The sequence below is a fragment of the Indolivaga macrotermitis genome (assembly GCF_900128985.1).
Classification (GTDB): domain Bacteria; phylum Bacteroidota; class Bacteroidia; order Bacteroidales; family Dysgonomonadaceae; genus Dysgonomonas_A; species Dysgonomonas_A macrotermitis.
This window is the reverse complement of sequence record NZ_FQUC01000006.1, coordinates 203,768-222,731: the sequence shown is the minus strand read 5'-3', so window position 1 is coordinate 222,731 and position 18,964 is coordinate 203,768. Positions and strand designations below refer to the sequence as shown.

Below are 18,964 nucleotides of genomic sequence, written 5' to 3'. Positions count from 1 at the left end.
TTAAACTGTCTTTAAACGGATTGAGCCCGGTAAAATACCGAACTCAATCTAAATATAGTTAATAATTTATTGTCCAACTTTGGGGGGGCACTTCACTTTCCCGGCTTTTGTGTTTATTTCAGTTTGTCGAACATTTCTTGTAACGCCTTATCAAGCCCGTCACTGTTTTTGCCTCCGGCTGTAGCGAAGTGAGGTTGTCCTCCGCCTCCGCCTTGTATATGCTTGGCCGCATCGCGTACTATTTGTGATGCATTGAATCCTTGTGCTACAAGGTCGTCCGAAAGCATTAGCATCAGGGTTGGCTTGCCTCCATTGTCAGTTCCCCCGATGAAAGCGGATGCTTTAGGATATTCGCCACGTATCTGGAATGCTATATCCTTCATTGCTTCTACTGGTAAATGCCCTCTTTGAGAGAAAGTCTCAACACCATTGATGATTTGCTTATTTTTTATAATATACTCCTTCATCTGGACTGTTTTTTCTTTCATATATTCTTCGATGCGTTTTTTCATCTCGGTGTTTTCTTCGAAGAATTTTTGAAATGCCTGTACCAGATTTGGGGTATTATGCATCAGTGTCTTTAATTCGCTGATAATATCTTGTTGAGCATAGAAGAATTCTTCACAAGCTACAGCTGTGATTGCTTCTATACGTCTAATCCCCGCAGCGATAGAGCTTTCGTTTATGATGCGGAAAGAGCCTATGCGGCCTGTTGATGATATATGTGTACCTCCGCATAGTTCTACTGAACTTCCGAAGCGGATTACACGCACTTCGTCTCCGTATTTTTCACCGAATAAAGCCATTGCTCCCATGTTTTTAGCCTCTGCGATAGGAACTCTGCGAGCCTCGTCGAGTGTTATGTTTTGGCGGATTTTGTCAGTAACGATTCTCTCTATTTTCCTGATTTCTTCGTCCGTTAATTTCTGGAAATGAGAAAAGTCAAAACGTAGTACTTGAGGAGAAACAAAAGAACCTTTTTGTTCGACATGAGTACCCAATACTTCGCGCAAAGCTTCGTGCAACAAGTGTGTTGCTGTATGGTTGCATTCTGTAGCCGTACGGTTTTCCGTATTAATCTTTGCTGTAAAATGTGCTGTTATGTCAGCGGGAAGTTGTTTCGTTAGGTGTACCGATAGGTTATTCTCTCTCTTAGTATCAATTACTTCAACTTTGTTTTCACCATCAATAAGCCAACCGGTATCGCCCACCTGTCCTCCCATTTCGGCGTAGAAAGGAGTACGGTCCAGTACAATCTGGTAAAAATCATTGTTTTTCTGCTTAATCTTCCGGTATCGAAGTATCTCAGCATCACATTCGATATAATCGTAACCTACAAATTCGGGTTCTCCTTCTTTGATGACTACCCAATCTCCGGTTTCAATAGCGGCCGCATTTCGTGCGCGGTCTTTTTGTTTTTGCATTTCAGACTTAAAGCCGTCTTCATCTACAAGCATGCCATTCTCACGGAGGATAAGCTCTGTCAAGTCAAGTGGAAATCCGTATGTATCGTATAGAGTAAATGCGTCTATACCATTTAATATGGTAGAGTTTTTGCTTTTTGTTTCTGCTATTTGTTTGTCTAACAGTTTTATCCCTGTTTCGAGAGTTCTAAGGAAAGATTCTTCTTCTTCTTTTATTACTTTCTCGATTAGAGTATGCTGCTGGATAAGTTCGGGATAAGCTTCGCCCATTGTTTCTATTAATGCAGGCAGTAATTTATACATAAAAGCATTGTGCTGGTTCAGGAATGTATAACCATAACGAACTGCACGGCGCAGAATACGGCGTATAACATATCCGGCTTTAGCGTTCGATGGTAATTGACCGTCGGCTATAGAGAAAGCAATTGTACGAATATGGTCTGAGATCACACGCATAGCAATGTCTTTCTTTTTATCCTGGCCATATGTAGTATTCGATAATTTGGCAACAGCATTGATCAGAGGTTGGAATACATCGGTGTCGTAATTTGATTTTTTACCTTGTATTGCCATACAAAGACGTTCGAATCCCATTCCTGTATCGATAGTTTTAGCAGGTAGAGGTTCCAGTGATTTATCTGCCCTCCGGTTATATTGCATAAACACGAGGTTCCAGATTTCGATCACATCCGGGTCTTTGTTAACCAAAGTTGCTCCGTCTATCTTAGCTCTTTCTTCGTCAGAGCGTATATCTATGTGAATTTCGGAACATGGACCACATGGACCTGTTTCACCCATTTCCCAGAAGTTATCTTTTTTATTACCATTGATTATCCTGTCTTTGGGTAAATGCTGTTCCCAATATCCGGCTGCTTCGATATCTCTTTCGAGTCCATCTTCGGGGCTACCTTCAAATACAGTTACGTATAATCTGTTCGTATCTAGTTTAATAACTTCGGTGAGATATTCCCAAGCCCAATCGATCGCTTCTTTTTTAAAGTAATCGCCAAATGACCAGTTACCCAACATTTCGAACATTGTATGATGATAGGTGTCGTGGCCTACTTCTTCGAGGTCGTTGTGTTTTCCACTTACCCGGAGGCATTTTTGAGAATCCGCGACTCTTGGATATTTAATAGGTGAATTACCTAATATAATATCTTTGAATTGGTTCATTCCTGCATTCGTGAACATCAGCGTCGGATCATCTTTAATAACCATTGGTGCAGAAGGAACTATTTGATGTCCTTTCGATCTGAAGAATTCTTTGAATGAATTACGGATTTCTTTAGAAGTCATCATACTCAATTTTAAAATATGTATTTTGTTTTACAGATTCTTAATAAATAATAGTTTGCAAAAATAAGCTAAAAACTTTACTTTTGCGCTTATCTCGAAAAATAAAATCGGGAGGCACTTTTATCATACAGAATGGCTAAAAAAGTATATTATATATATAACCCTCAATCTCTCACGTACGAGCGCGTCTATCCTAGTATTGGTAAAAAGGTATTTATTATAATCCGTAATCTTTTGGGAGGTATAATCTTAGGAGCAGTCGGTTTTTGGGCTCTTATGTATTATGTACTGGATTCTCCAAAAGAAATGGAGCTTAAGAAAGAGAATAAACTAATTCGCGCTCAATACAATATATTGTCGAAGCGTTTGGAGAATGTGTCTGAAGTATTGAAAGACATTCAACAACGTGATGATAATATGTATCGTGCTATTTTCCATGCTGACCCTATTGCTTCTGCTATTCGGAACTCAACCGGAGGTGGAGTAGGAAAGTATGACTATTTGATGGAGTTGTCGAATCCGGATCTTATAATGCAGACATCCAAAAAGATGGACTTGATATCACGTCAGTTATATGTACAATCTAAATCATTCGATGAGATACTGAATTTTTCTAAACAACAGAAAGACCGTTTACAACATATTCCAAGTATTCAGCCTGTTGCGAATAAAGATTTGTCGCGTGTAGCCTCTGGCTACGGTACCCGTATCGACCCTATATATGGTACTCTGCGTTTCCATGCCGGTATGGACTTTACAGCTAAAGAAGGTACAGATATTTATGCTACGGGAGATGGTGTTGTAGTATGGGCTGAGTGGCGCCAAGGCTATGGAAACTGTATTATTATTGACCACGGTTATGGTTTTGAAACCTTATACGGGCACATGAGTGCTTATGTTGCGAAAGCAGGGCAGAACGTGAAACGTGGTGAGTTGATCGGTAAAATCGGTAGCACAGGTAAGTCTACGGGACCTCACTTACATTATGAAGTACACGTGAAAGGTAAACCGGATAATCCTGCTAAATATTACTTCATGGATCTTACTCCTGAAGAATATGATCAGATGTTGCGTATTGCAGATAATCATGGTCAGGTTATGGACTGATGTAAAGTGGAGGATTGTTGTATGATTGATTTTGAAAATAATAAGAAACTTTACTATTCAATAAAAGAAGTTGCAGCTCATTTCAATGTAAATGAGTCGTTACTGCGCTTTTGGGAAAGTGAATTTAAAGAGATTAAGCCCCGGAAAACATCCACAGGTATCCGTCAATATACAAAAGAGGATATTGATGCTATAACTTTAGTTTATTCTCTTGTAAAAGAAAGAGGGCTGACCCTAGAAGGCGCGCGCCAAACATTGAAGATAAAGAAAGACGAAGAAACCCGGCGTTTGGAGCTTCTTAATCGTTTAGAAAAGATCAAGTCTGAATTGAATGATTTGAAAAGCGGTTTCGATATTTAACGGCCTCCGGAAGAAGCAACGCTTCCTTTTTCTTTTGGTGAAAATTTACGTTTACGTATTTGCCCGGGGGTAGCTCCAAAGTATGATTTGCAAAAATCGTTGAAGTGTGCCGGAGAAGTGAAGCCATGATGGAAACTGATTTCTTTAAATGTTTTGTTTCCGTTATTAATATCATGATAGATAATTTTTGCCCGTTGTGATTTCATCCACTGGCTGGCAGACACACCAAACACTTTCTTGAAATGCTTTTCAAACCCTGATAAGCTATAATTTGTGAGTTCTGCTAATTCTTTAACTGTCCTTACTTGGTGATAGTTTTGTAAAATGAAGTTAGAGAAAGACAGATTATTACTAAGTAAGGGATAAAAGAAATATAGAAGGTCTTTCTTATGATAATATGCTCTAAGCAGAAATAATAATTCTTTTATTTTGATCTCGTAAAAGTGGTAGCATCTGAGGCCTGCTTTTATATGCTTAATCAGGCTATCAAGAAATTCGGTCATAACCTCATTAGACTCTAGTATTCCTATGTCATTAAAATCATCTTTGTCTGTCTTCTCTAGTAAGAGCTGCTCTAATGCAAATCTATCGCAGAGTTCGATATGAGTCCTGATGCGTAAGATCACAAATTCCGTGTCATCGAGGGCTTTTGCTATTAATTGAAATCCTGCAGGAAGGATAATCATTTGACCTACTGTTAAATGACGGTTCAGATACTCACCGAAGGAAAAATCTAAAGTCCCTTTTCGAACAACAACTACTTTGTTTTCAATAGTATCTATTGTAAAAGTTTCATTCTTAAACAAATTTATAGGTTCGATTGCAGGGCGATCGCCTTTCTCATAATTGTAACAATTGAGATGTTCTTGCGGATATAATAATTCCATATCTGTACTTTAAAGGGTCAACTCAGTTAAGAGTTTATAAATGCGAGTCTATGTAATTGTATCAGTGTTGAATAATATTGAGAATAATCTTTCACAATTTTGTGCTGATTATCTTAATATGACCTTTGCGTCATATTGACAATAAAAGTATCGGAGCCCACTATTTTACATTACTACTACTCGGTAGTGCAAATTTATTCATAAATTTAAATATTTGACCTTAAATTATAAGAAATATATGTTAATATATTAATGAAAATGAATATTTCGTACAAAATCTATTGGTTTTTTAGTTAAAATCAGAGTTTGTTTAATAAAAGTATTACTTTATTAAGCTAATCTTTGTCAGGGATTTTATATTCTTTTTTATTATAACCAGTTTAGGGTTGTATGTTTAACTCATGATCTTACTCAAAAGGTTAAAATAGTTTTTCTTGAAACTTTGTCGGATATTTTGGTTGATTTTATTTTCAATATTAAATTATAAATACTTACTTTGCATTTCAAAGTTGATGTTTATGGAAAGTAATATTGATGATTTGAGATTTATTCGCTCCACAATGGAGCGATCTAGCAAATTTTTGACTCTTAGCGGAATATCTGGAGTTGCTGCCGGAGTAGTTGCAATTATAGGGGCATTTTTTGCATATAAGATTGTATACAATGATTTGTCATTCACCGGAAATTCTCTGATCGATATGATTATCGTGGCAGCTATTGTCTTGATATTGGCTGTCGGACTCGGATTTTATTTTTCATTGAGAAAGGCTAAGAAAGTAGGAGAGAAGCTCTGGAATAGTATTACTATACAAATATTTAAAGACGGATGTATTCCTCTGATAGTAGGCGGAATTTTTTGTTTTATTCTCATAGTCGATCATAGTTCTCATTTGGTCGCTGCTGCAATGTTGATTTTTTACGGAATAGCCTTGATTAATTTCGGTGCGCGTAGTTATAGAGATATTCGTATTTTGGGAGCATGTGAAATCGTCTTAGGTGTAATTGCCGGATTTCTGCCTGAGTATGGATTATTACTTTGGACAATTGGTTTTGGCATATTGCATATTATATATGGGACTTTTATGTATCTGAAATACGATTATAAGAGAAACTCGAGTAATACTGATTAATATGAAAGATATAATATCGGGCTTGAACAAGGTTTTCGATAGCAGGGTTCGATTAGGTATAATGTCGGTATTGGTTGTTAATGATAGTGCCGATTTTAATACGATAAAAGAGCTGTTGGATATTACCGATGGTAATTTGGCCAGCCATCTGAAAGCTTTGGAAAAAGAAGAAATAATACTGGTAAAAAAACAATTTGTAGGACGTAAACCCAATACTTCCTATAGTGTGACTGGTACTGGGCGAAAAGCATTTCAGACACATATAGATGCTCTTGAGAAGTTAATAAATCCGACAAGATAGTGATCGTTACTTGTATAGTTGATGTATGTTTAAATATTTACTATTAGTTATATCTATTTTTTTTACAATAAAACTTTGAGATACAAAGTTCTTTTAATTTATAATATTATGGGAAGATTAAATCCAATTACAAAAAAACATTCGATTACTATTAAAGCAGTAGTAATAGGTATTCTGATTTTACTGATGTTAATTCCGGTAAGTATGGTTAAGTCATTGATTCGGGAAAGAGAAGATCAAAAAGAGTCTGTCCGGAACGAAATAACCTCCAAGTGGGGTGGACGGCAACAAATTTTAGGGCCGGTGTTAGCCATTCCTTATATTACAGGAACAGGAGATAAAGCAAGGGTGAGTTATGCTTATTTTTTACCGGATGAATATAAGGTAAATGGAACTATGGAACCGGAAAACAGATCGAGAGGTATATACGAAGTACTATGTTATCAGTCAAAAATGAATATACAAGGAAAGTTTAGCTATCCGGAGCTTGGTAAATTAAATATAGCTTCTACTAATATTCTATGGAATGAGGCTTTTATTACAATGGGAATACCTCATTTACAAGGAATAAAGAACAAGATTATTTTTAGTGTAAATGGAGTTCCTCGAGAAATAGTATCAAGTGTTGTGAATAATGATCTTGTGCAATCGGGGCTTACGATTAAAGTACCGATTGATGCTGAAAATAAAAGTAAAACTTATAGCTTTAGTTTGGATTTATCGTTGAATGGTTCTAACGGACTTTACTTTGTTCCTATAGGAAAACATACCAGTATTGAAATGAAATCGGATTATAAAACTGTTACTTTTATTGGAGATTTGTTACCTAATAAACGCAATGTTGATAAGGAAGGTTTTGCGGCGCAGTGGGACATTTATGATTATAATCTAAACTATGTTCCGGCATGGACAGGCTCTAATCCTGATTTAGGAAAGGTAACTTTAGGTGTGGATTTATTATTGCCAGTCGATCAGTATCAAAAAACAATGCGCTCTGCGAAGTATGCAATTATGTTTATTGCTCTTACTTTTCTTGTCTTTTTTATGGTAGAATTACTAAATCATAAGCAAATACATCCGGTGCAGTATCTATTGGTTAGTTTAGCTTTGGTTTTATTTTATAGCCTGCTATTATCCTTGTCCGAACAAATTGGTTTTGGATTGGCGTATATAATATCAGCATTCGCTGTTGTGGCATTGATTGCATCGTACTCTTATACAATCTTCAAGGAAGTAAAACGGGCTGTTGTAGTGGGGATATTTCTTTCCGTCCTGTACATGTTCTTATATGTTGTGCTACAGCTTGAAGATATGGCTTTACTTTTAGGTAGTATAGGCTTATTTGTGATATTGGCTATTGTGATGTTTGCTTCGCGAAAAATAAATTGGTACAGAGAAGAATAAGATCTTAATAACTGCAGATAAAACACAGATTTACATGATAATAAACAAAGAGCATATCCCGATTTGGGGTATGCTCTTTGTTTATTATCAGCTTATTTCTTTTTTAAAACAACCATATCACTAAACTGTTTTATGAGTACACTGAAGGAGCCTTTAAGACGAGCATAGTCTTTGGCGTCATATATATTGGTGTTGAATTCGTAAGTAGCTGTGATGATTATTTTATTGTTATTAATCTCGCTTTTATAGTTGATATCCATAATTCGGCTGCTATGTTCTAAGGGGTTGGGTATATACTCAATTTCATATCCGTTCGGAATTGTTATTTCTGATTTATATGCTTCTTTTTGTAGGTATATTAAGTCTATAGGCAGCATCCTTTGTTTTTGTTTAAATATATTGGACGATATAGATAGATTACAGAATGGATGAATAAAGAGTTTATCCGGTGTACTTTCAAATCCGGTAGAAGAGGTGAATGTAAATTTGAAAGGTTTTTCGGGGTTCTCGTAATTAAAAATATGCAAACTGTCAATCTTATTTATATTGTTCTTTTTACGGAAGTTTTCAATCAGATTCTCTTCTTTTCCGCTATATATAGAACGATAATCATACGCTTCCTGACCTGAAAGGGTATATGTTATTTGTACATCCAGAAGGCTTTTGGGTGGAATAACCTTTATTTTGAATTCTTTTTCTATAGAAGATATCTCTTTTTGTGTAGTTACGAGCCATTCTTCCTCCGATTTAGCTTTTACAACCAGACCTTCAACATTGGTACATCTGGTAGGTAATTCGTCGAAATGCCGCAGCGGATCAGTTGCGTCAATGAAATATGTTTTGCCGTCTATAACTACACGGGCAATAACATAATTCAAAAATTGTTGGAAGGGGTGTCCTTTACTGACAGATCCATTGTTTCTGGTACTTAAGACTAAAGGCTCAGTGTCTATTTGGGCAGATTTCAGTAATCCGATAAGAAAAAGGTTAATGTCGGCGGCTGTACCTCGTTTTGCTTTGAGAAAAGAAGATAATTTGTCAGTAGAATATTTTGTATTATATCCATCCCAGCTATACATGTTTTTTACGTATTCCGAAATGATTTTAGCTTGTTCTAATTCGGATTTATCAGATAGGTTGAGGGTTGATACTATTTTCTTCCCTTCTTTTTCGCTGTCTTTAATGTATTTGCCAAAATCTGGATCTTTTAGAAATTCGTTGCACATTTCGGGCCACGTAGACATGTAATCACGCTTGGCTCCGTTATAAAAGGAATAAGTGCGTGATATTTGAAAATTAATACTTGCAATAAAGTCTTTTTCTGAACTGATGAATTCCTCGTCTCTGAATGCCGGTAAGTCTTTCATCCCGAAGGTGTATAGTTTTTCTTTGTAAGTGAGTCCGGCAAAAGAGATATCGCGGTTTATAGTCTGCGAGTCGTATTCATCAAATTGTTTTGCGCCGCGGACAATGTATGTATATTCGAAATAAGGTATTGCTTTATATATAAGTTTACTCTGTATTACCGGAATTTTTTCTTGAAAATTCCATTTTCTCATATGGAAGAAAAAGGGTGTTTCTATTTTATATTTGTATTCGATGATAGATCCTTCCCTGACATCGGGTAAAGCAATTTTTTTAATAGATAATTCATTATTAATTTTTTCATCGAAAATTTTTTTCGTGTCAAATTTACTTTTGACAAGCTGTCCATTTTCCATATTATAAACAGTTGCGTCTACATCTTGCAGATATTCAATCTCACTATCCTTCTTATAAAGAGGGATTTCTATATTGGCATATATTACACCGGCTTGTTTCAATATCTTAATTTTTCTTTTAACCTCCATGTACAGAAAAAAGCCCTGTCCGTCCACTCCTCGAAAATAGTTATTACCTAAGCTATATAAAACTAAGGCTTCGGCATCGGGATCGTCCGGATATTCAGTGATTGACATCTCATATTGAGTGATTTTTCCATATTGCTCCGAATAGTTTTCCTGAGAATACAAGTTTGGTAAAAGTGCTGTTGTTAGCAACAAAATAATAAACTTCTTCATAGTATTTCGATATAATATTTTTTCGTTTGAATATTTCTGACCTGTTGGATAAAGTCATAGAATTTATCATATTCAGTTATTGGATATCTGCCTGATTTAATAAGTAAAGATTTTTTTATAAGTATCTTATTTCCATCCAGATCGAAGTTAAGTGAAAAATTACCATACTTTGTTTCCAGAGTAATATTGTCAGGTATTTTGGATACAGATGTATTGTTTACTTCGTACGTCTCGGTATATTTTTGAAAGTATGGATAATCTATTTGTATGTCACGCTTCCTATAGCTGATACTTTCCATGGTAGGTAAGTCAAACGAAGAGATAGGTGATATAGAGATATTATTTCCAAAATATTTAAATAGATTATGGATATTTCCCGAAGCTTCTATTTCGATGAACAGACTGTCTCTTGAGAGTTCATTTATACTATAATCGACTAGTTCAGTTATATTTGGAATAATGTTTTGGCGAATATATTTATCTGTAGTATTTTTGTTTTTACTGCTGATTATATAGTTTGTAGTCTCAAAATCGGGCCCACGTTGAATCGCTTTCGTATGGATTACGGTTAGGTCATTGGAATTTAATGTTGTTTTACTTGAATCTTCACATAATACGTCTTCATCTTTCAAAGACGGAATATTGATAAGGTGACTGGTGTTTTCGGAAATTAAAAGAGCTTTCCGGCCTTGTATCGATGAATGGATGTATCCAAAGGGAAGTGTTTTACTTGTACACTCCAGAAATAGTGTGTCATTTTCGACAGGGATCGTTAATATAGCATGATTAAAGGCTTGAGATGCAAAATCAGGATCTATGTCTTCAATACGGTTATCCGAATTTATGAGTGTATAAAAAGATTCTATACCAATGTATTTTAGCATTGCTTGCATGTAGTTGGTCAGGGCTTTACAATCTCCATAATGATTGTTCGATACATATTCGGCAGGGTAGGTCTGTAGGCCGCCAATGTTTAGAGATATATTAATATAGCGGTTATAATCTTGCAAATAATGATATAAAGTTCTTATTTTCTCTCTCTTTTCGGTAATATCTTTTGTAAATGCGTCAATCTTTTGTTTCTCGAGGTCAGGCAGTATGTCCCGTCCTTTATTCAACCTGTATATCCAGTTACCGAAAGTTTGCCAGTTTTCAAAACTTCCGGTTACTCCATAAGTAAAATTTAAGGGGACTACATGTAAATATGGTTCTTTGCTATCATTGATGGATGCATAGCGTTCCCATTTTTGAGGTTCGAAACTATATGTCCATGTGTATCTGATACTTTTATTAAGCTTCTCTACACTAGGGTTGGATATATTTTTTTGTTTGTATCTGATCTGATTATTATCATCTGTTTCAATAACTATTTGAGCCTGTTTAATAGGAGTTTGTTTGCCGGTATAGTCTAGAGATGCAATTTGGAAAAAGCGTGAACTTGTGGTCTTATACGAATATTTTATTTTGTACGGATATTGGTTATGTGTAAGATTAAACTCTTTTACAAAATCGTCTTCATATAAAGAGAAATCAGAAATAGAGCTTCGGTCTGAAATCTCCTTATTTTTTAATTTTCGAATAATATTGCCGGACATATCTTCGATCCATGCATCACCAATATCTACTTTTTCTCCTTTTCTATAAGGTATTATTATGTGTGCCAGATCAGCCCCGTCCCGATTGTTTATTTGTATGGTTACCGAATCCGTGATTATTAGTTTATTACCTTGTAACTGCCTATAGGAAATTAAACTAACAATTTCGCTATCTCTTTCGTCGTTTGCAGCTAGAGACAAGGTGCTTAGTAATATTGAAATTAAGGTTATAAAATGACGCATAGGTTTAATCAGTTAGATTTTTGTCAAAAGTAAATATATATTGTTAATAAAACTAAGAATATGTAAAAGGATTTTAATGGCAAATGTGAAGTAAGAGAAGAAGTTTTTTGTGTTTCATCAGAAAATAAGTTGCTTTTTAATTATATCTGTAATTATTAGATTATGGATAGTCAAAATGTAATCTTATAAAGTGAAAATAATAGCAAGTTTGAAAACTACAGATTGCATTTTGCTTGTTCATATGTCATTCTGCTATCAAAACACAATTAAATACATTCTTAAATATTTTTTTCTCGCTTTATTTTTTTATTTTTGTATAGGTTATTCGAGTATAATCAGTATTTATATATAATTAATATTAAAAACAATGGTAAGTTACAAAGAATTAGGTCTTGTAAATACAAAAGACATGTTCGCAAAAGCTGTAAAAGGCGGATATGCGATCCCTGCGTTCAATGTTAATAATATGGAGCAATTGCAAGCTATCGTACAAGCTGCATCAGAAACAAAATCTCCAGTTATTGTTCAGGCATCAAAGGGTGCACGTCAATATGCTAATCCTATCTTATTGCGTTATATGCTTCAAGGAGCTGTAGAATACGCAAAAAGTTTAGGATGGGAAAATCCACAAATCGTTCTTCACTTAGACCATGGTGATACTTTCGAAACTTGCAAAGAGTGTATCGATTCAGGTTTCTCATCAGTAATGATCGACGGATCTCACCTTCCTTACGAAGAAAATATTGCTCTTACTAAAAAAGTAGTAGAATATGCGCATCAATTTGATGTGACAGTAGAAGGAGAACTAGGAGTATTGGCTGGTATCGAAGATGATGTTGTTGCAGAACACCATACATATACACAACCTGAAGAAGTTGTAGATTTCGCAACAAGAACAGGATGTGATTCTCTTGCTATTTCTATCGGTACTTCTCATGGTGCAAACAAATTTACTCCAGAGCAATGTACAAGAGATGCTAACGGTGTATTAGTTCCACCTCCATTGCGTTTCGATATTCTAGAAGGTGTAGAGAAAGAACTACCTGGATTCCCTATCGTATTACATGGTGCATCTTCGGTTCCTCAGGAAGAAGTTGCTACAATCAATAAATATGGTGGTGCATTGAAAGATGCGATCGGTATTCCGGAAGATCAATTGCGTAAAGCTGCTAAATCGGCTGTATGTAAAATAAATATCGACTCTGATAGCCGTCTTGCTATGACTGCTGCGGTTCGTGAAGTATTTGCAACTAAACCGGGTGAATTCGATCCTCGTAAATATCTTGGACCAGCTCGCGACAATATGAGAAAACTATACAAGCACAAGATTGAAGCTGTACTAGGTAGTGCAGGTAAAGCTTAAAACGCTTGTCCATAAATAAAAAAGCGGAATCTTTTAAGATTCCGCTTTTTTTATAATAACAATTTCATGTTCCCCTGAATTATTATATTCTCACAACAAACTATTGTAGCGAATACAGGCTTTTACTATCCCTATACGATTTATCCTTGATTTTAATACGTCCAGTGGCGGATATATCGGATTGTAACTATGAAGAGATATGTAGTCATCACCAAGCTCTGATTTGAATATATATTTCAAAGTAAGATAGTTTTCATCTTCGGGTCTTTCTAAGTCCATAACGTACATTTCGCCCCAATATAATGAATCCAGATTGGTTATTCTTTTATAGAGAACTATGTCTCCTGTTTTTAAAATCGGATACATAGTATCGGCTTGTACATATAAGGCTGCATCACAAGGTGGCATATGCGGAATCGAAACCGTTTCATTACTCCGCCAAGGGCCAATTCCCGGATGTTTCGCTTTACTTATTTTGTCCAGAGTGTATAAGGGGATAGGTTTGTCCGCCTCGCTATTTTCGGAGTGGGATGAACTTTTCTGCTTATTTATCATATTTCCCTTTCCTGTAATTAACCATTCGAGAGAAAGTTCGGGGTATGTCGCAATAATCTTAGCAAGTAGTTGGTCGGATACGCTGGCGTCAAGTTTGTCTTTATCCAGAAATCCTCGCTTTATATTAGTTGTAGCCAGGAATATTGTCTTACTAATGTTTTTGTAATTAATGAATTGAATAATTCTGTTTTTAGTTGTTGGATCCATAAGATTGATAAAATGTTGTTCAAGAGTGTTTGCAAATTTAGTGAAAGGTTTCGAGAAAAAACGTTTTTTTTTGCTAAAATGATTTGGATGGTATAAAATATTTCTGTTTTTAGTCTCTTGTTATGCAAGCTTTTTAGTTTATTTTGTTCTTTTTATTTGACTTTTTTCTCTTTTTTGTAGAAAAAAAAGATATTTTGTATAGATTTTGAATATTTAATTGCTTGTTTTATAGTGTTTTATTTGATGGAGAGTATTTGTTTAATTTTTTTTCACTAAAAAGCCTGATTTTTTTTACCTAAATACTATGTTTTTAGTAAAAATGTACTACTTTTGTACATGTCAATTTAATATTTAGTACATAATTGATGTATTAATAAAATTACTTGAAAATAATTAAGTCAGAGATGGGTTTTGGTATTTCTTTAATTGATATTATTGCAAGAATTTCTTTAAAAAAAGAAATTATATGCTTTGGAAGAAATGCAAAAAGATGTATGCCTGTTTCTGTGGATGATCAAGAAGATGTAAAACGAAAAAAATATATTCCGAGTACATGTATAAATAATTGTATTGGTATTTCAAAATTCAAAAAGAATTGTTTGTTTGAGTGTTGTTCAAATTCTATGCAAATACCACTGACACAATTATATTTGGCAGTAGGGTGTAGTGATTACACTCTGCTGTTTACTTTTTTGTCAGAAAAAATGAGCGGATTCTCATTTTTCCCCGAAAGAAGGTTCTCGGTTGCTGTGGCGTAATATATATAAACAAGGAATTAAACAGAAGATGAAAATATATAATAATGAATTAGACTACGTGAATATCCCTAATATACGTTCATTGGTTCTGTTTGTGTATTAATGCTTTAGCATACAAAGATATAAACAAACCAATAAGGCAGTAGTGTGTAGTGATTACACGCTACTGTTTTTTTTATAAGATAGAAAAAACAAGAACGGAAATATTAACAAATATTTCCGTTCTTGTTTATCAGATTTTTTAATTATTTATTCAGTATCTACATCTTCATCGTATTTCTGGAATAGGAAGTCATTATATGGATATCTCTCTATATGTATTTCCTTAACCTTGTTGTATAACATCTCTTTTAGCTCTTCGATGTTTGTTTTGTTTTTTGCCGATATAAAGATGCAGTTGTTTTGCATTTTGGCCATCCATGTTTTACGTAAGTCATCTAATGAGAGATTGGCTCTTGTAGATGGTGTTAGATCAAATTCATCCTTTTTGACGTATGAGAATGCATCTATTTTATTAAAGACCAGTATTGTCGGTTTTTCTTCACCATCAATTTCAAGTAAAGTTTTCTCCACAATTTCGATTTGTTCAGCGAAATTAGGGTGTGAGATATCAACGACATGAATTAATAGATCGGCTTCGCGAACTTCGTCTAATGTTGATTTAAATGATTCGACCAGATGGGTTGGCAGTTTGCGAATAAATCCGACTGTATCCGATAATAGAAAAGGAAGATTGTCTATGATAACCTTTCGGACTGTTGTATCCAAGGTTGCGAAAAGCTTATTTTCGGCAAATACTTCCGATTTGCTTAGCATATTCATCATAGTTGATTTTCCGACATTGGTATATCCGACTAATGCTACCCGTACCATTTTACCACGGTTTTTGCGTTGCACAACCATCTGTTTGTCAATGGACTTTAATTGGTTCTTCAGATCCGAAATTTTGTCTAAAACAATACGGCGGTCTGTTTCGAGCTGGGTTTCACCAACTCCACGCATAAGTGCGCCTCCGCCTCGTTGTCTGTCGAGGTGAGTCCACATCCGGGTTAATCGAGGTAAAAGGTATTGGTATTGAGCTAGCTCTACCTGAGTTTTTGCATATGCTGTTTGTGCCCTCATTGCAAATATATCAAGAATAAGGCTTGTTCTGTCCAATATTTTTACTTGAAGTTCTTTTTCAATATTGCGTATCTGTTTCGCCGAAAGTTCATCATCAAAAATAACGAGGCCGATCTCGTGTTCTTCCATGTATTCTCTGATTTCCTGAAGCTTTCCTGTTCCAACAAAAGTCACAGGGTTGGGGTGGTCGAGTTTCTGAGTGAAATATTTTACAGATTCGGCCCCAGCTGTGTCAGCGAGAAAAGCTAGCTCATCAAGGTATTCTTCTACCTGTTCTTCGGTTTGTTGCTGAGTAATTAATCCGACAAGGATAGCTTTTTGGTTTTGTATAGTAGTTATAATTGAATCGATCATTTATTCGTTCCTTTTTCTGTATAAATTGACTAAATTAATTTATTAAAGACTACTTATAGCCTATACTGTGTAGCGACAAGATTCTCATCTTATCCTTTAATAATCACATTTAGTGATTAGGTCTGAACTTCTACTTTTGGTGTGAATTAAGGTACATTGTCAATTATTTTAAATGAATATCTGTGCAAAGATAATAAAAAAAGGTGTTTGATTATAAAAGCTTTCCAAGAAGATATAGTATGTTTCTTGTGTCGGTATTGAATGCGTATTTATCAATTTAGATTCTCGTCTGAAAAGAGATCTTTGCTTGTTAAGCATATATAGAGGAAATCTGAATTAAAGCTAAAAAAAACTAGGTTTTAACTCAAAGCTTGTTATTCTTTAATCAGCATTATGAGATTTGCGGCTAATTTGTGTTATTTTTAACTTGTACTAAAGAAATCTTAAAGCTATGGAAAACATTAAAGGCAAAACTATTTGGATTACAGGTGCGTCATCTGGACTTGGAGAGGCTTTGGCTGCAGCGTTAGCTAGGCGTGGAGCAAAGATAATATTGTCAGGAAGAAATGCAGAGGCTCTGAGCCGGGTTCAGGTTTCTGTAGGAGAGAGTAAGGTGATCGTTATGGATATGGAAAAACCGGACACTTTCGAAGATAAGACCCGCGAAGCTATATCTGCATTCGGGCAAATTGATATTCTTATACATAATGCAGGGATTGCCCAGAACTCACCTGCGCAAAAGACTCACCCTGAAATAGAACGAAAAATAATGCAGATTGATTATTTTGCACCTACAGAACTAACGAGGTGTGTGGTGCCTCATTTTATGGAGCGAAAGAGTGGGAGAATAGTTGTTATCTCCGGGTTGTTGGCGTATGTCAATCTGCCGGGGAGGTCTAGTTATTCGGCAGCTAAAGCTGCTTTGGTTGGTTATTTTGGTTGTTTACGGGCTGAATTACAGAATTATAATATCGGAGTATCAGTTATTGTTCCGGGAAGCTTACAGACTGATTTAGTAAATAAGGCATTGAGTGGAGATGGAAGTGTTACTGATAAAAAAAGAGCAATTGGTGGGTTTCCGCTGATTAAGGCTGCAGATCAGATAGTGAAAGTTATACGAACCGGAAAGAACCAAAGTTATATCGGAGGAAAAAAAGAATTTTATATGTGGAAGTTGTCCGGATTGTATCCTGATTTCATGATTAAGAAGATTCTAAAGATGAGCTCGCAAAGATAATATGTGAAAGTTATTCCATTTTTTGTATTTGGGTTAATTTGATTTTTTTTATTAAAATTTGTGGCGTAATTTAAAAATGAAAAGTTAATTTTATATAGTAAAAAACATGTGCAAGCTTTGTATATTGTGTGAATTATGCTTTTTTTTTAATTGTTAACTGTTTTGGGTTTTGGGTTCTTTGTTTTGACTATAATTAACTTAATTTGCTTAAAATTAAATAAAATTACATCTATTTTCTTGTAATTGGTGATTTTTTATTTATGTTTTTAAGATTTTATTTGATGTTAATTGTTTTATTTTAACAACCTGTTTTTTGTTGATGGTAGATATTATGTAAATTTGTACAAACAACGAAACAATGTTTTTACTATTTAGAAATTCAGACAACACAATGAAAAGAGTATTTTCTATTATCCTATTTCTATTTAGTGTAGGATTGCTTAATGCACAAATTGGAATAAATACGAATGATCCGAAAGCAAGTTTAGATATACGGGCTCAGACAACAGATGGTACTACAGCCGAAGGGTTGATTGTGCCTCGTCTTACACTGGCTCAATTGGTTTCTAAAGATGCGAAATATACATCAGATCAGACAGGTTCTCTTATCTATGTGACGGATGCTACTGGTACGACAACAACCAAAACTAAGAAGGTTATTGCTCCCGGATATTATTCTTTTGATGGAACAATGTGGCAAGGTATGTCTCCGGACCAGAGTCTGAGATTTTTCTATATGCCCTCTATTGTATTACCAACAGATATAAATGACGGTTCTTACAATGCAGGCACCGGGACATTTACAATTGATCTCTATAAAGCATATTCGGAACAGTTTGGTTTAGCGTCAGCTAATGCAAGTTCGTGGGTCAAAAGTCCAAGTGCGACAGCTTTACCTGTGCTGGCAAACAGTGCATTTGAGTACCTTATTACTTATTATGATAATACCGTTTTTCAGAATGTTGCAGTGACAGATGCTGGTGTGTTAACGTATAAACTGCCCACAACTGTAGCTGTTTCTGAAAAAACATTTATGAATATAATATTCAAGCTTAAATAAGGGAGTAGACAAATTATGAAACTATTTTATACGCTCATATTATGCTTATGTGCCGGATTTGTGTATTCTCAAACAGAACAACAAACGACGGTGGCAGATGGAGATTATATCTTCAAGAAAGCAACTTTTACAGTTCTCAATTATGATGGACAATCTATTGTTGATACTCATGATATAGATGATCCTAAAATGCTGGATAAGACTGAAATATTTTATTATAATGTGTTTTTAGAAGCAACTATTTATAATGGTTTTCTGCAATCTTGTGTGTTACCCGATCAGCAACCTTATTCAGTAAAAGATGGAGGAGGTGGATTGATTCCGGCTAAAGAATATGAAAAGGATGAAAAAGCTGGTGATATCGAACTTCAATTGGCTCCTTATTCATTCTCAGCAAAAGGAAATGAACTGACTTTTATAGTCTGTTATTTATATGGGGACTCACGGTATAGTTTTCCGTTGGAAGGAAAACTAACGCTCGTTCTTACTAAACAGTAA

16 protein-coding genes are annotated in these 18,964 nt (G+C 35.1%); 10 read left to right on the top strand and 6 right to left on the bottom strand.

What is annotated here, in order from left to right; genetic code table 11:
- Positions 1-113: 113 nt before the first annotated feature.
- A complete protein-coding gene (alaS, locus tag BUC12_RS10220; RefSeq protein WP_062180023.1) occupies positions 114-2,726 on the bottom strand; it encodes an alanine--tRNA ligase in 2,613 nt (870 codons plus the stop codon).
- Positions 2,727-2,855: 129 nt separating this feature from the next.
- Between alaS and BUC12_RS10215 the strand changes: the two genes are divergently transcribed.
- Together BUC12_RS10215 and BUC12_RS10210 are read left to right on the top strand one after the other, a co-directional pair.
- On the top strand, positions 2,856-3,830 hold the full coding sequence (locus BUC12_RS10215) for a M23 family metallopeptidase (RefSeq protein WP_062180026.1): 975 nt from the start codon (positions 2,856-2,858) through the stop codon (positions 3,828-3,830).
- Positions 3,831-3,851: 21 nt separating this feature from the next.
- Entirely contained in the window at positions 3,852-4,190 is a 339-nt protein-coding gene (locus BUC12_RS10210) for a MerR family transcriptional regulator (protein ID WP_062180029.1), read from the top strand.
- On the opposite strand, the gene BUC12_RS10205 is transcribed toward BUC12_RS10210, so the two are convergent.
- Complete coding sequence (locus BUC12_RS10205) at positions 4,187-5,077, bottom strand: helix-turn-helix domain-containing protein (RefSeq protein WP_062180032.1); 891 nt, start codon at positions 5,075-5,077, stop codon at positions 4,187-4,189. The two genes, BUC12_RS10210 and BUC12_RS10205, sit on opposite strands and share 4 nt — an antisense overlap.
- A gap of 518 nt (positions 5,078-5,595) precedes the next feature.
- Between BUC12_RS10205 and BUC12_RS10200 the strand changes: the two genes are divergently transcribed.
- The 3 genes from BUC12_RS10200 to creD all read left to right on the top strand — a co-directional run bounded on the left by BUC12_RS10200 (position 5,596) and on the right by creD (position 7,912).
- Positions 5,596-6,207 carry a hypothetical protein gene (locus BUC12_RS10200; protein WP_062180339.1) on the top strand — a complete coding sequence of 204 codons (612 nt, stop codon included), beginning with the start codon at positions 5,596-5,598 and terminating at the stop codon, positions 6,205-6,207.
- A gap of 1 nt (position 6,208) precedes the next feature.
- Complete coding sequence (locus BUC12_RS10195) at positions 6,209-6,508, top strand: winged helix-turn-helix domain-containing protein (RefSeq protein WP_062180035.1); 300 nt, start codon at positions 6,209-6,211, stop codon at positions 6,506-6,508.
- Positions 6,509-6,616: 108 nt separating this feature from the next.
- Positions 6,617-7,912: a cell envelope integrity protein CreD gene (creD, locus tag BUC12_RS10190; RefSeq protein ID WP_062180038.1), complete on the top strand. Its 1,296-nt coding sequence runs from the start codon at positions 6,617-6,619 to the stop codon at positions 7,910-7,912.
- Positions 7,913-8,004: 92 nt separating this feature from the next.
- On the opposite strand, the gene BUC12_RS10185 is transcribed toward creD, so the two are convergent.
- Together BUC12_RS10185 and BUC12_RS10180 are read right to left on the bottom strand one after the other, a co-directional pair.
- Positions 8,005-9,972, bottom strand: a complete 1,968-nt coding sequence (locus tag BUC12_RS10185; RefSeq protein ID WP_062180042.1) for a DUF3857 domain-containing protein — start codon at positions 9,970-9,972, stop codon at positions 8,005-8,007.
- Positions 9,969-11,810, bottom strand: coding sequence for a DUF3857 domain-containing protein (locus BUC12_RS10180; RefSeq protein ID WP_062180046.1), 1,842 nt, complete (start codon positions 11,808-11,810; stop codon positions 9,969-9,971). The genes BUC12_RS10185 and BUC12_RS10180 overlap by 4 nt, the downstream gene beginning before the upstream one ends.
- 367 nt (positions 11,811-12,177) lie before the next feature.
- Between BUC12_RS10180 and BUC12_RS10175 the strand changes: the two genes are divergently transcribed.
- Entirely contained in the window at positions 12,178-13,173 is a 996-nt protein-coding gene (locus BUC12_RS10175) for a class II fructose-bisphosphate aldolase (protein WP_062180049.1), read from the top strand.
- A gap of 90 nt (positions 13,174-13,263) precedes the next feature.
- Here BUC12_RS10175 and BUC12_RS10170 read toward each other — a convergent pair whose 3' ends face one another.
- Positions 13,264-13,935 (bottom strand): S24 family peptidase, encoded by a 672-nt coding sequence (locus tag BUC12_RS10170; protein ID WP_062180052.1) that lies wholly within the window; start codon positions 13,933-13,935, stop codon positions 13,264-13,266.
- Positions 13,936-14,318: 383 nt separating this feature from the next.
- On the opposite strand from BUC12_RS10170, the gene BUC12_RS10165 reads away from it, so the two are divergent.
- Positions 14,319-14,693, top strand: coding sequence for a hypothetical protein (locus BUC12_RS10165; RefSeq protein WP_139262044.1), 375 nt, complete (start codon positions 14,319-14,321; stop codon positions 14,691-14,693).
- A 249-nt stretch (positions 14,694-14,942) separates the two neighbouring features.
- Here BUC12_RS10165 and hflX read toward each other — a convergent pair whose 3' ends face one another.
- Entirely contained in the window at positions 14,943-16,169 is a 1,227-nt protein-coding gene (gene hflX / locus BUC12_RS10160) for a GTPase HflX (protein ID WP_062180059.1), read from the bottom strand.
- Between the two features lie 451 nt (positions 16,170-16,620).
- Between hflX and BUC12_RS10155 the strand changes: the two genes are divergently transcribed.
- From BUC12_RS10155 to BUC12_RS10145, 3 genes are all read left to right on the top strand, one after another.
- Positions 16,621-17,406 (top strand): SDR family NAD(P)-dependent oxidoreductase, encoded by a 786-nt coding sequence (locus tag BUC12_RS10155; RefSeq protein ID WP_062180062.1) that lies wholly within the window; start codon positions 16,621-16,623, stop codon positions 17,404-17,406.
- 391 nt (positions 17,407-17,797) lie between these two features.
- On the top strand, positions 17,798-18,466 hold the full coding sequence (locus BUC12_RS10150) for a hypothetical protein (RefSeq protein WP_062180066.1): 669 nt from the start codon (positions 17,798-17,800) through the stop codon (positions 18,464-18,466).
- Positions 18,467-18,481: 15 nt separating this feature from the next.
- Positions 18,482-18,964 (top strand): hypothetical protein, encoded by a 483-nt coding sequence (locus tag BUC12_RS10145; protein ID WP_062180069.1) that lies wholly within the window; start codon positions 18,482-18,484, stop codon positions 18,962-18,964.